At 40.4% G+C, this 14,287-nt stretch carries 11 protein-coding genes; 5 read left to right on the top strand and 6 right to left on the bottom strand.

Going from position 1 to position 14,287, the window contains the following annotated elements:
- The first annotated feature begins 5 nt into the window (after positions 1-5).
- Both CYO89_RS08505 and CYO89_RS08500 read left to right on the top strand, forming a co-directional pair.
- Positions 6-674 carry an amino acid ABC transporter permease gene (locus tag CYO89_RS08505; protein ID WP_103597967.1) on the top strand — a complete coding sequence of 223 codons (669 nt, stop codon included), beginning with the start codon at positions 6-8 and terminating at the stop codon, positions 672-674.
- Complete coding sequence (locus tag CYO89_RS08500) at positions 674-1,411, top strand: amino acid ABC transporter ATP-binding protein (protein WP_103597966.1); 738 nt, start codon at positions 674-676, stop codon at positions 1,409-1,411. Before CYO89_RS08505 ends, CYO89_RS08500 begins: the two co-directional genes overlap by 1 nt.
- Positions 1,412-1,439: 28 nt before the next feature.
- Here the strand turns inward: CYO89_RS08500 and fldA are convergent, their stop codons facing one another.
- From fldA to CYO89_RS08470, 6 genes are all read right to left on the bottom strand, one after another.
- Positions 1,440-1,931: a flavodoxin FldA gene (gene fldA / locus CYO89_RS08495; RefSeq protein ID WP_103580793.1), complete on the bottom strand. Its 492-nt coding sequence runs from the start codon at positions 1,929-1,931 to the stop codon at positions 1,440-1,442.
- 11 nt (positions 1,932-1,942) lie between these two features.
- A complete protein-coding gene (locus tag CYO89_RS08490) occupies positions 1,943-2,656 on the bottom strand; it encodes a UDP-N-acetylmuramate--alanine ligase (protein ID WP_103597965.1) in 714 nt (237 codons plus the stop codon).
- A gap of 3 nt (positions 2,657-2,659) precedes the next feature.
- Entirely contained in the window at positions 2,660-2,971 is a 312-nt protein-coding gene (locus CYO89_RS08485) for a DUF2325 domain-containing protein (RefSeq protein WP_002939277.1), read from the bottom strand.
- 137 nt (positions 2,972-3,108) lie between these two features.
- A complete protein-coding gene (locus CYO89_RS08480; protein WP_103597964.1) occupies positions 3,109-4,872 on the bottom strand; it encodes a M3 family metallopeptidase in 1,764 nt (587 codons plus the stop codon).
- 7 nt (positions 4,873-4,879) lie between these two features.
- Positions 4,880-6,271, bottom strand: a complete 1,392-nt coding sequence (dcuC, locus tag CYO89_RS08475; protein WP_103597963.1) for a C4-dicarboxylate transporter DcuC — start codon at positions 6,269-6,271, stop codon at positions 4,880-4,882.
- Positions 6,272-6,356: 85 nt separating this feature from the next.
- Positions 6,357-7,532, bottom strand: coding sequence for a sugar transporter (locus tag CYO89_RS08470; protein WP_103597962.1), 1,176 nt, complete (start codon positions 7,530-7,532; stop codon positions 6,357-6,359).
- 156 nt (positions 7,533-7,688) lie between these two features.
- Here CYO89_RS08470 and nifJ point away from each other — a divergent pair, with 156 nt between their 5' ends.
- From nifJ to CYO89_RS08455, 3 genes are all read left to right on the top strand, one after another.
- On the top strand, positions 7,689-11,267 hold the full coding sequence (gene nifJ / locus CYO89_RS08465; RefSeq protein WP_103597961.1) for a pyruvate:ferredoxin (flavodoxin) oxidoreductase: 3,579 nt from the start codon (positions 7,689-7,691) through the stop codon (positions 11,265-11,267).
- 301 nt (positions 11,268-11,568) lie between these two features.
- Complete coding sequence (locus CYO89_RS08460) at positions 11,569-13,638, top strand: helicase HerA domain-containing protein (protein ID WP_103597960.1); 2,070 nt, start codon at positions 11,569-11,571, stop codon at positions 13,636-13,638.
- 76 nt (positions 13,639-13,714) lie between these two features.
- A complete protein-coding gene (locus CYO89_RS08455; RefSeq protein WP_103597959.1) occupies positions 13,715-14,221 on the top strand; it encodes a DNA-deoxyinosine glycosylase in 507 nt (168 codons plus the stop codon).
- The last annotated feature ends 66 nt before the right edge of the window (positions 14,222-14,287 follow it).

Here is a 14,287-nt window from a genome sequence, read left to right as displayed (position 1 = left end):
CAAAAATGGAAAATTTAGATAGAGTGATCGAGCTTGTTTCAAGCTCGACGCTACCGATGATCATCGCACTTTTAAAAGTGACGATCCCACTTACTTTGCTCTCGTTTTCGCTAGGGCTTGTCATCGCCATTATCACAGCAGTAGCAAGGCTTTCAAATATAAAAATTTTAAAATTTATATTTGCCACCTATGTTTGGATATTTCGTGGCACGCCGCTTCTTGTGCAGCTTTTCATCGTATTTTACGGGCTTCCTAGCATCGGCGTCACGCTTGATACTTGGAGTGCGGCCACTATCGCATTTAGCCTAAACGTGGGCGCTTATGCGTCTGAGTCTGTAAGGGCTGCCATACTTTCTGTGCCAAAAGGTCAGTGGGAAGCTGCCACATCGCTTGGCATGACACACTATCAAATTTTAAAGCGCATCATCGCACCTCAAGCAGTGAGGATCTCGCTCCCTCCGCTTTCAAACACATTTATAGGCCTTGTTAAAGACACTTCACTAGCAGCTTCTATAACGATGGTAGATATGTTTATGGTCGCTCAAAGGATCGCAGCAAGGACCTTTGAGCCACTCATCCTCTACATTCTAGCAGCGCTCATCTATTTAGCGGTTTGCACACTTTTAACCTATCTTCAATCAAGGCTTGAAAAAGCTGTCTCAAGGTATGTCTAATGGCTATAAATTTTAAAAATATAAGCAAATCTTACGGCGATCATTTGGTGCTAGATAACATAAATACAAGCTTTAAAGAGGGGCAAACGACCGTGATAGTTGGCTCATCTGGTTGTGGCAAATCAACGCTTCTTAGATGCATAAATTTACTTGAGATCCCACAAAGTGGCACTTTAGAGGTAGATGATAGGAGTGTAAATTTTAAAGAGAAGCTTAGCTCAAAAGATCTTTTAGAAATTCGTAAAAAAACAGGCATGGTCTTTCAAAGCTTCAACCTCTTCCCGCACCTAACAGCGCTTCAAAATGTCACCGAAGCTCCGATCTACGTTCAAAAAAAGGATAAAAACGAAGCGATAAAAGAGGCAAAAGAGCTTTTAGCTAAAGTGGGTCTTAGCCACAAAGAAGATACCTATCCAAATAGGCTCTCAGGCGGACAAGCACAGCGCGTGGCCATCGCTAGAGCGCTAGCTGTAAATCCATACTTTTTGCTACTTGACGAGCCTACAAGTGCGCTTGATCCAGAGCTTGAGGCTGAAGTTTTAAAGGTCATTTTATCTCTTGCAAAAGAGAAAAAGTCTATGATCATCGTCACTCACAATATGAATTTTGCTAGAAAGATAGCTGATAGAATTTTGTTTTTAGATAAAGGTGTGATCGCCTTTGATGGCTTGGTAGATGAGTTTTTTAACAGCCAAAATGAGAGGATAAAAAGCTTCATCTCGGCTATGGATATATAAATTTAGCTAGAAGATCTAGCTAAATTAATTACGCAAAGTATGGTTTTATCTGCTCGATCCAAGCTGAAATTCTACCCTCAGTCTTGTCGCTCTGATTATCAGCATCAAGCGCTAGACCTACAAATTTACCGCCTCTTACGGCATCAGAGCCATCAAATGTATATCCATCAGTGCTAACTTCGCCAACTACTTTTGCACCTGCTTTTACGACCTCATCGTAAAGCTTTGCCATGCCGTTACAGTACTCATCAGAGTAGCTCTCGCTATCGCCCATGCCAAAAACAGCGACTGTTTTACCGCTTAAATTTAACGCTTTAAAATCAAACGCATCCCAGTCATCTTGAAGATCGCCGCTACCCCAAGTCGATGTGCCAAGGATGAGCTTATCAAAGCCATTTAGCTTCGCTGCGTCCACGTCAGAGACGTTTAAAAGCTCGTTTTCAAGGCCCAAGCCCTCGCTTATAAGTTTTGCTGCATCTTCGGTATTTCCCATGCTGCTTCCATAAACTATACCTATCATTTTTATCCTTTTTAAAAAATTTTACTAATAATCGTATAAGGCACGAGCTTTATGCACCCTCTAGCAAAGCAGTGTCTAACCTCAACGTGCCGCCTAAATTCCTCATTTCTAGGGCAAACGATATAGACCATCTCGCACTCGTGACCAAGCGCGCAAACGGCTGCATCGATGTCGTCGTTTAAATTTCTCATATCATCAAAGCTCACTCTTTTAAAGCTTGGCATGACGCTGAGTAAATTTTTGCCATCTTTTTTGACCGAGATGACACCGCCATTTAGCACGACCTCTTTGTCCTGATGGCGGAGGCGTATTTTATCATAAACAAACTGGCAAAACATCTGCGCTGCGTCAATGAAAAACTCAAATTCCCCGCTTCTATAAAGCATCTTTATCATCTTTGCAGCTGCCATCTTTGGCTCTTTTGCTACAAATCTTAACCCTTTAAAATCATTTTGCAAGTAAGCATTTATAACGACGTTTGAAGGTATGCAAAAGCTATCAACTGGTTTGAAATTTAAAAATTTATCACGCAGTAAGAAATTTATCCTAGCCTCAAAAATGTCTTTGAAATTTAGAAATTTAGCGTAAGAAAGCGGGATCTTTAGCTCGCTTTCAACGCCAACATTATAAAGTGCGATGAAAATTTTCGCACGCGAAAGCTTGTCAAGCTTTGCAAAAATACTTGGAGTTATTTCGCCAATATCTGATAAAAACCCGAACTTCATCGATTATTCTTTGCATCCAAATTCCTTATCTAGTCCAAAGACCTTACAATACTCGCAAAATACGCAACTAACGCTTCTTTTGGCACAAACGATAGGAATATTTCTCTTTTTTGCTTGAGTTTTAATAGTCTTCATCGTGTTGTGGTTTAAAAAGCTAGTGAGCATCACCACGCACTCAGTATCTTGCGGGATCGGCTTGCGATTTACGCGGTTTTCATTTCTAGCATCCCAGTGCTCTATCTTCTCAGCGCCCAAATCATGCAAAACCGCCTTAATAGGCGTGATCTCATCTGCTCCGATAACTAAAACTGACATAACAAGCTCCTAATTTTTATTTGTTTTTCTGATAACGATTATAAAAAAGCTTAGCTAAAATTATTCTTAGTTATGATATTTATTATCACTTATTTGTAGAAATTTGTAACGTTTTTGGTTGTTTTGGGAGGTTAAATTTAAAAGTTAATTTTCTTTTCTAGCTTTTTAAACTCATCTGCGTAGCCCAAAGCATGGTCCACACACTGAAGCCAAAATTCGCTTCTTCTGGCATCTTTTTTGAAGTGTTTTTGCAAAAGATCTTCAACGCTCATCACCCCACTATCTATCAAAAATGCCTTATATCTTACCAGAAATTTACCGCTATCATTTTCAAATTCGCTTATTAAAAACTGCGATATCAAATAGCCGATCATATAAGGATAGTTGTAGATGTATTGATCTGTTTTGTAAAAATGCAGCTTAAAGTAAGGCAAAATGCTCTCACTATCTTTTGTCGTCTCGCCATAAAATTTATCCCACGCTATCTGCATGAAATTTTCTATCTCTTTAACGCTCACAACGCCATTTTGCCTAGCTTTTAAAAAGGCGCTTTCAAACTCATATCTAACGGCGATATTTAACATGAAATTTGCCGCTGACTTTAGCTCCTGCCAAAGGATATCAAAGCAAAATTTATCATTACTGCTACTTTTTCTAAGGTGATTTCTAAGCAGGGCTTCATTAAATGTACTAGCGCACTCAGCTAGGCTCATAGGCGGCTTTTGATGAAGTGCGCAGATGTCGCGCATGAGCCAGTAGTGCCAAGCGTGACCCAGCTCGTGAGCCTGCTGTATCACGTGAGATAGAGCACCTGTATAGCTTGAAAAGAGGCGTGGCTGCTTAAATTTGCCAAGCCAAACGCAAAATGCCCCAGCCGTTTTATTGTCACGCCCCTCGGCCTCTATCCAGCCCTTTTCTAGCATCATATTAACAAATTCGCAAGCTTCAATACCTAGCTTGCTAAGTGCTGCAAGGATCAAATTTATAGCCTCCTCGTAGGAGAATTTATCCTTGTTAGCAAATGGCGAGGGAGCCAAAAGGTCACAAGCGTAAATTTCGCCGTTTGGAAAGTACTTCGCTCTAAGACTCACACACTCTCTTATCTTCTCTAGCCTCATACAAACTGCCTCAAACATCGCATCAAGCGTATCTTTGCTGATCTTATTTTGCTCCAGACTTGGCGTTAAAAAGTCGGTTTTTGCGGCATTAAATTTATTAAGCCTAAATCCAGCTAGCATATTTAGCAAGTCTGCGTATAAATTTGCATGCTTTTCATAGTGCTCTTTTAGCCCGCAAAAGACGCTCTTTCTTAGAGTTTGATCTGGTGAGCCTTTTAAAACGCCAGCGCATTTTGAGTAGCTATAGGTGCTTTCTTCGCCAGAGCTATTTACTGCTTTTACTGATATGAGGTTGTTTAGGTGCCTAAATATGCCGTAAAGCGGCGCAAAGTTACTAAGTGAAATTTGATCATAAATTTCGCCACTTTTTGTGCTAAGCATACGCTGATAGCTATTTTTGTATTCATCATAAAGTGGCTTTATCTTTTCAAACTCACCACTTTTAAAGAATAAATTTGAGCCTTCAAGCTCGTCAATGGCATTAAAAATGGCTAGCTTTGTTTTTTCTAAATTTACTCCACTCATCAAAAGTGGGATCTCCGCAGCGCTTGCTCGCTCGTCTTTTACGTCATTGCTCGCCTTGCACCTGCAAAACGCCAAAAGCGAATTTAGCTCGCCAAAAGCAAGCTCATAAGCATTTATGGCTAAGCTTAAACCTTCTTTTTTGCTGGCTAAATTTCTAGCCTTTAAGATAAGAGCCTCTAAATTTTCAAACGCCTCTTTAAATTTAGCACTATCAATGTCGCCATAAGCATCGCTAAAGTCCCAAACAACTCGCTTCATACCGTCCTCACAATGAAAGTAAAAATACAAAAATATGATGACTTACTAGTCCCAAAATAGCAGGCACACTGCAGCGCTTTACGATATCCATTGGGCTGCACTTTAGCATGCCGGCTATGGCGATGACTACGCCTGATACTGGCGAGATCGGACGGGCGATCGTTGAGGCTTGGTGCATAGGAAGTACCAGCATGACTGAGCTCACGTTTAGTTTAGATGCGATTTGCGGCACCATCTCTATGAGCGGATAAAAGCTCGCTCCGTTTGAGCCAGAGATGATGGTAACTATCGTTGTGATAACGACAAAGAGTACCGACATGCCAAAGCCAGCAAATCCTAGAGTATTTGCGAGTTTTATGATCGCATCTATCATACCAAGAGCCTTAAAGCCCTCTGCAAAGACACCAGCTGCGATAATTAAAACGACAACGCCGCTTAAACTCTTACCCATAGCGTTAAAAAAGACCTTGAGCCCATCAGCAATAACGTCAAATTTAAACCCACACCTTACCACCTCAAATATCATGGCAATGACAACTGAGATGATGATAATGGCTGAAATATCAAGCTTGATAGAAGTGATAGCGTAGCGTGAGAACACAACGACTAATATCATCGGTAAAAATGGCAGTAGTGCGTAAATTTTAGGTGCATCTTTAAGCTCGTCCTTTGTCCCCTCAAACTCCATAACATCGCCCACATGCTCACTGCAAACCCAGCCCTCTTTTTTATCCAGATATCTGTTCCAAAAAACTAGAGCGATGCCAATAACTAGTGTCGTTGGCAGACCGGCTGGAATTTTATATGTAAATACATAATCCAGTATATTAAGCTGTGTAGCCTTTGCGGCGGCTGCTGTCGAAGCACCAAGAAGCACCAGCGAAACAGCTCCAGACATAGCGCAGATCGAGCCAACTGTTAGTTTATTTAGCCCAAGCGAGATGAGCACTGGCCCAAGCAGAGCAAGACACAAAACGCCCAGCCCAACGGCACTGGTGATAACCATACTGATAAGCTTTGCGACCAAAAATGCGACAAAAACCATGATGTAAGGGTTTTTTATCATCTTAAAGCGCTTTGTAGCGATACCAACGAAGGCGTGGTTTGCTCCGATGTGCGTCATATAGCTTGCAAAACCGACCATAAACATGATGATGAGGCCGAGGTTTGAAAGCCTGTTTGAGAACATGTAGCGTATAAATTCTACGATGTTAAAATATTCATTTCCAGTTGGCACAGCCTGCTTTGGCATAAAGTGCCCAGTGCCAAGCATGACCGAGCAGATCAGCATAAAAACGCCAGAGAGAAAGAGAACGAGTGGCGCGTATTTGCCTTTGATGATGGCATATCCCACTACAAAAAGGGTCACTAGACCAATTATAATACCCCCAAAAGCCATTTTATACTCCTTTGAGCGAATTTAACTGGTCAAATTCTAGTGCAGAAAACCTTTTTTTAAACTAAAATAAAAATTTTCATTTAATTTACTTTTGGAGCTCTTTTGCCCTAAATTTAACCGCTGCAACGAGAAAGATGACAAGTCCAACCGCTGCAAAAGTGCTACCAACGTTGCCGATATTTTGCTCGCCAAGATGAACTATCGTTTGATGACCTATTAGCGCGCCAGCTCCTATGCCGATATTATAAATTGCTGAATATATCGCCATCGCAGCGTCCGTGGCATTTGAGGCTAAATTTAGCACCTTTATCTGAAAGCTCATATTTATCCCAGCTATGCCAAGCCCCCAGATAAAGGCAAGCGCGAGCATCAAGCTCTCATTTGTAGCGATGAAATTTAATGTCAGCAAGCAGGCTAAAATGATCGCTATTGAGGTAGCTGTAAAAGCATTTGGTATGAGTTTATAAAATTTAGAGAAAAGCACGCTTGCTACGATGCCAGCGATGCCAAATAAAAGCAAAAATATAGTGATAAATTTACCATCAAAACCGCTAATATCTTTAGCAAATGGCTCGATGTAACTATAGGTGCTAAAATGCGCGCTGATAACGATAGCAGTTAGCAAAAATATCACCATCAAAAAGCCATTTTTTGCAAGCTCTGGCAAACTCTTTAGCGAGCCTGAGTTTTTGCTAGGCAAAAGCGGCAAAATTTTATATAGCCAAGCGCCAACGCCCACAGCAAAGATCCCTATCAGCCCAAATGTGACACGCCAGCCCAAGCTATCGCCTAAAATCCTGCCAAGTGGCAAGCCAAGTATCATCGCCATCGATGTGCCAAGTGCTAAAAGTCCTAGAGCTTGCGAGCTTTTATTGATAGGTGCCACCCTAACAGCAAGCGAGGCGGTGATCGACCAAAATATGGCGTGTGAGATGGCTATTAGCACGCGAGCTATGACTAAAACAGTAAAATTCCAAGCAACAGCGCAAAGTGCGTGAGAAGCGACAAAGATGATAAAAACCTTTAAAAGTAACGACCTTCGCTCTAAATTTGCAGTTAGCAGCATAAAAGGTAGCGAGAGTATCGTCACGCTCCACGCATATATCGTGATGATGAGCCCAGTATCAGCCGTGCTCATGCCAAAATCCTTTGCTATGTCGCTTAAAAGTGGCACCGGCACGAACTCGGTTGTATTAAATATAAAAGCTGCAAAAGCTAGCGCGACAACCCTTAGATAGGCTATTTTATGAATATTTATCAAAATTTCATCCTTTTTACTTTGCCTCTACAATATTAAAATTTGACTTACATCTTAGTTATTTATAAATTTTAATTTTTTAATGATAGAGATTAATGACAAATTTTGGATTATTTCCTTATAATAAAGCCATTTTTAAGATAATTTTAAGGCGGAAATATGTCAAAAATAATGAAAACTATGGACGGAAACGAGGCCGCAGCTTACGCGTCATACGCATTTACCGAAGTAGCTGGAATTTACCCTATCACTCCTAGCTCGCCTATGGCTGACTACACTGACCTTTGGGCAGCACAGGGCAAGAAAAATTTATTTGGTATGCCAGTAAAAGTAGTCGAGATGCAAAGCGAGGGCGGTGCAGCTGGCACGGTGCATGGCTCGCTACAAGTTGGCGCCCTAACTACGACCTACACAGCTTCACAAGGCCTACTTTTAAAAATTCCAAATATGTATAAGATCGCAGGCCAGCTCCTCCCTGGTGTCATCCACGTCTCAGCTCGCTCTCTGGCAGCGCAGGCACTTTCAATATTTGGCGACCACCAAGATATCTATGCCTGTCGCCAAACTGGCTTTGCTATGCTAGCAAGCGGCTCAGTGCAAGAGGTGATGGACATCGCTGGCGTAGCGCATTTAGCGGCGATAAAAGGCAGAGTGCCATTTTTACACTTCTTTGATGGCTTTAGAACGAGCCATGAAATTCAAAAAGTAGAAGTGATGGACTACGCGCACTTTGATAGACTTCTTGACAGAGAGGCGCTACAGAAATTTAGAGACGAAGCGCTAAATCCAGAGAGCCCAAAAACAAGAGGCACGGCGCAAAATGACGATATCTACTTTCAAACAAGAGAGCTAAGCAACCGCTTTTATGACGCAGTGCCAGATATCGTGGCAAACTACTTAGCTGAAATTTCAAAGATCACTGGCAGAGACTACAAGCCGTTTAACTACTACGGCGACCCTGAGGCTACGCGCGTCATCGTAGCTATGGGCTCAGTGACGCAAACTCTTGAAGAGGTCGTTGATTATCTAAACGCAAAAGGCGAAAAGGTGGGCATCATCAAGGTGCATTTGTACCGCCCATTTAGCACAAAGTATCTCTTTAACGTGATGCCAAAGAGCGTGAAAAAAATAGCCGTCCTTGACCGCACAAAAGAGCCTGGCAGCCTTGGCGAGCCACTATATCTTGATATAAAAGCTGCATTTTATAGCCAAAAGGACGCCCCGATCATAGTTGGCGGCAGATACGGCCTAAGCTCAAAGGACGTCGATCCTGCGCAAATGCTAGCTGTATTTGAAAATTTAAACCAAAACGAGCCAAAAGATGGCTTTACAGTGGGTATCGTTGATGACGTAACTTTTACGTCACTACCGACTGGAGAGAAAATTTCACTAAGCGACGAGAGCGTTAAAGAGTGCTTATTTTACGGCCTTGGCGCTGATGGCACCGTGGGCGCAAACAAAAACTCGATAAAGATCATCGGCGATAAGACCGATCTTTACGCACAGGCATATTTTGCCTACGATAGTAAAAAATCAGGCGGTTACACACGCTCGCACCTTCGCTTTGGCAAAAAGCCGATCCGCTCGACCTATCTCGTCTCAAACCCGCACTTTGTAGCCTGCTCAGTCGCAGCATATCTTGAAATTTACGACGTGATTGACGGCATCAGAGAAAATGGCACATTTTTATTAAATTCTATATGGGACGCAGAGCAGACCATAGCGAAGTTGCCAAATAAAGTTAAGAAAATTTTAGCTAGCAAAAATATAAATTTCTACATCATAAACGCAACAAAGCTAGCACACGACATCGGCCTTAAAAACCGCACAAATACCATAATGCAGTCGGCATTTTTCAAGCTTGCGGACATCATACCATTTGAAGATGCGCAAAAATATATGAAAGAGTACGCGCACAAAGCCTACGCTAAAAAAGGCGAAGCTATCGTGCAGATGAACTACAACGCTATCGATGTTGGCGCAAATGGACTCATAAAAGTGCCAGTCGATCCTGCGTGGGCAAATTTAGCAGACGATGAACAAAAAGATGAAAAATACATCGGCAACAGCTTCATCGAAAACGTCGTAAAACCGATAAATGCGGCTCGCGGTGACAGCCTGCCAGTCTCAGCCTTCATAGGCTACGAGGACGGACACTTCGAAGCTGGCACGACGGCTTACGAGAAACGCGGCGTTGGCGTTATGGTGCCAAAATGGATCGAGCAAAACTGCATCCAGTGCAACCAGTGCGCATTTGTCTGCCCTCACGCTGTAATCAGGCCATTTTTGATAGACGAAAACGAGCTTAGCGCAGCCCCACAAGGCGTCAAAGAGCACAACCTAGAGGCAAAAGGCAAAGAGGTCAAGGGGCTAAAATATAAAATCCAAGTTAGCCCACTAGACTGCACCGGCTGCGAGCTATGCGCTCAAAACTGCCCAAGCAAGGAAAAATCGCTCGTCATGGTGCCGCTTGAAGAAGAGCTAGGTAAAAACGAGCAAGAAAACGCTGATTATCTATTTAAAAAGGTCGCTTACAAAGACGATCTCATGAACAAAGAGAGCGTTAAGGGCGTTGGTTTTGCTAAACCGCTCTTTGAATTCCACGGCGCTTGCCCTGGGTGCGGCGAAACTCCGTATATCACGCTTATTACAAGGCTCTTTGGCGAGCGCATGATCGTGGCAAACGCAACTGGTTGTAGCTCGATATATGGCGGCTCTGCCCCATCTACTCCGTACACTACAAATGACGAAGGTAAGGGCGTTGCGTGGGCAAATTCGCTATTTGAAGACAATGCTGAGTTTGGCATGGGTATGAACGTGGCGATAGAGACCATGCGCCACCGCATCGAAGATATAATGAGAAATAACATAGATAGCGTGCCAAACGCACTTTCAGCGCTTTTCAACGACTGGATAAATTTCAAAAATGATGGCGTTAAAACGCAAGAGATCACGAAAAATTTATTGTCTATTTTAGAGCAAAATTTAAGCGCACCAGGCGTAAAAGAAATTTTAGAGCTTAAGAAATTTCTCGTCAAAAAATCGCAATGGATCATCGGCGGCGACGGCTGGGCGTATGACATCGGCTTTGGCGGACTTGACCACGTGCTAGCAAGCGGCGAAAATGTAAATGTGCTAGTGCTTGACACCGAAGTTTATTCAAACACTGGTGGCCAAAGCTCAAAATCAAGCCGCGCAGGCTCGATAGCTCAATTTACAGCTAGCGGCAAGCCAGCTCAGAAAAAGGACCTTGGCTACATCGCTATGACTTACGGCAACATTTTCGTAGCACAGATCAACTCAAACGCGAGCCAAGCAAACGTGATAAAAGCGATCGCGGCAGCCGAAGCGTATGATGGCCCAAGCCTCATCATCGCCTACTCTCCGTGCATCGCTCACGGCATCAAAGGCGGCTTATCGCAGTCAGGCGGCCAAGGCGAGCTCGCCACAAAATGCGGATACTGGCCGACATATCTATACGATCCGCGCCTTTTAAAAGAGGGACAAAATCCTCTAAAAATCACTTCAAAAGAGCCAGACTGGTCGCTTTATGAAGAGTTTTTGCTAAACGAAGTTCGCTACAACTCGCTTAAAAAGACCAACCCTGAGCACGCAGACGAGTTACTAGCTAAAAACAAAGCCGACGCGCAAAGACGCTACCGCCAGCTAAAACGCCTGAGCCTAGCTGACTTTAGCGACGAAATAGAGAGTGCCGTGGCTACGCAAAGCGCTGAATAAATTTAAATTTCTCTCGTCCAATTTTTTAGGGGGGAGGGCGAGAGGAAGCTTTTATTTTTTATGGGCGATATCAAATTTGTATACCTATGCTTTTAAATTTAACTTACTCGTTTTTTGTATTTGGTTTTTATAACCATATGTAGACTAAAATTATTTTGTTTTGATATATCAAATTACCTTCTTGTGTATATTTAAAGTCCTATTTTTAACTTAAATTTATCCGACAGCTAGTTCTTTCTTATTCTTAGTTTTTTATTTTGATATAATTTGTCTTCGCAATGGCTCGATCAAAAGGAATCTAATGTTTAAAAATATAGTAAATAATAGAATTATAATCCTTCTTTTGTTTATGTTGGTATTTGTAGCAGTTCATACAATTTTAAAAGGCAGCTATTTACCAACTACTGATACAAAAGACATATGGTTTTATTCTGGACTGGGGGCGATGTTGTTCTCTTTGCTATTTATAGAGCCATATTATACGTCGCCTAAAAATGTCTTAACAAATTCTTTTCCATTATTTTTAGTATTCTTGGCTATTTATGAAAACTACAACAATAAATTCGTTTGGTGGGTTATTTTTATTTACATTTGTGTAATGATTGTTTTGGCTGTTATATGCTTAGCCTTATCAGAATTTGGAAAAGATAAAAGTGAGCAAAATAACTTTAATTTAATTTCAAATTTTATAAAAGAAATTATAGTCAAGTTTGGGCAAGGTAAAGTTTTATATTCGGCTGTTTTTTTCTCTACTCTTTTGATTTATTATGGTCGAGATAGCGATGACCATAAGTACGCTTTAACTATGTTTGTATTTTGGTTTTTCGTTTTGGCTATAAATCCCAAAACATTAAACACGACATTTGGTATATCAAGTGGCAAAAAAGACATTAATGTTATAGGTGAGATTTTTGCTGTCCAGTCAAATGTAATCTATCTTGCAAAGATTTTCAAAGACAAAAATAATATTGAAAAGTTTGAGACTATTAAATTTAAAAATAATCAAGGTGTTTGTTATAAAGGTTTTATTTTTGATATTTATGAGCTAAACAACCAAAGGTGGATAAAGATATGGGCTGTAGAAGCAAAAGATCTGGAGTGTTATGACTCTAACTTGATCTATAAAGAAAATTTTGGTGATTTAGCAGAGAATATAAATAGTTTTGTTGGAGTTGTTTCTGAAAATTCAAATATACTAAAAATCAAATTTGAGTATTCAAAAAAAGATAGAGACTTAGAAGAGGGTGATTTAATAAAAACAAATATAGGCAAAAAAACTATATTTTATCAGGTTGTCAACGCGATCACGCAAAGCACCATCTTAGAAACTAAAAATAAGTCGGGTTTTATAGAGGCCGAAGCTATGCAACTCGGAGAATTTAATCAAGATACATTAAATTTTAACAAAATCGGTTGGGTGCCCGATATGTATTCTCCGCTATTTACGGCAAAAGAAGTAGCCGAGGAAAAAGATTTTGAATATCCAGAATACAAATTAGGCGTTGTGCCCAAAACAGATATTCCTGTAGTCTTGAATTTGCACGATGCAATTAGTCACCATATAGCATTGATAGGGGTAACTGGCTCTGGAAAATCATTTTTAGCAAGAGAAATAATAAGAGAACTCTTGCAGGATACTAAGGTGGTTTGTGTAGATTTTAATAAAGAATTTACTCAAGATTTTGAAGACATAAGCAATATAGTTACTGACGATAATATAAAAGCGATTCAAGAAAATATAAATAAACTAATTTTAGAAGGAGAGAAATTTCCAAACCAACAAGAAAAGTCAAAAATGGAGACTTGGAGCAAGACTATAAAAGATAATTTTAGTGAAAGCATAAAAAACTTTTTAAATTCAAAAGATAAAAATATTTGTTCTTTTGAGTTGCCTGACTTAGTCAATACAACAGCTATTTTAGAGTATACAAAATATTTTTTCAAAGAAATTTTCGAGATAGCAAAATCAGAAAAGATAAAGCAGAGAATTTTAATTGTTATAGAAGAAGCTCATACTATAATCCCTGAATGGAATTTTACCGGTAGTAACGATAAAACTTCGCAAAGCGTAATTAACGCAATAAGTCAAATAGCATTACAGGGTAGAAAATACAATATAGGTTTTATGGTAATAGGACAAAGAACGGCAAATATTTCAAAAACAATTTTAACACAGTGTAACACAATGATTTGTTTTCAAGCATTTGATGATACAAATTTTAATTTTCTAGGCAACTATATAGGTAAAGATATGGCTATGACTCTGCCGGCTATGAAAAAATATCACGCAATTGTTGCAGGCAAAGCTTTAAAATCCGATTTGCCATTGATTGTTGATGTTACAAGAAACAATAAGATTATTAATGGCTAATCTTAAATTTACCAAATTTAAGTAGTAGAAATATTTGGTAAAATTAGTTTTATAAAATACGTTTAAACGTTGCAAAATGATCAATAGCCAAACGCACCCTTTTAAGCCAATCTTTGATAAAAACTCTAAAATTTTGATCCTTGGCTCATTTCCCTCTGTCATCTCTCGTAAATTTGGCTTTTACTATACAAATCCGCAAAACCGCTTTTGGCGAGTGCTGGCTGGGATATTACACGCTGATGTGCCAGAAAGCACGGATGAAAAAATAAAATTTCTACTCTCTCATCACATCGCGATATATGACGCGGCGATATCATGCGAGATAGAGGGCTCAAGCGACGCAAAAATGGGCAAGATCGTGCCTGTAAATTTAAAGACATTATTTAAAGAGGCAAAGATCACGCAAGTCTATGCAAACGGCGGCAAGGCTTACGAAATTTGCAAAAAATACTTAGAAGATGAGATCATAAAAGCAACAAAAAATGAAGTGATAAAACTACCATCAACCAGCCCTGCGAATGCTAAATTTAGCCTTAAAAAGCTTGCAAACGATTGGTCGGTGATAGCTAGAGCACTAGAATAACAAAAATCAAAATGACTTTACCTTTGAATTATTTTTGCCTTGCTCCCTTTTGCATTACAAAATTTA

Source organism: Campylobacter concisus (assembly GCF_002913765.1).
GTDB classification, from domain to species: domain Bacteria; phylum Campylobacterota; class Campylobacteria; order Campylobacterales; family Campylobacteraceae; genus Campylobacter_A; species Campylobacter_A concisus_BB.
The sequence above is the reverse complement of the archived record's forward strand: the minus strand, read 5'-3'. Positions and strand labels throughout refer to the sequence as shown.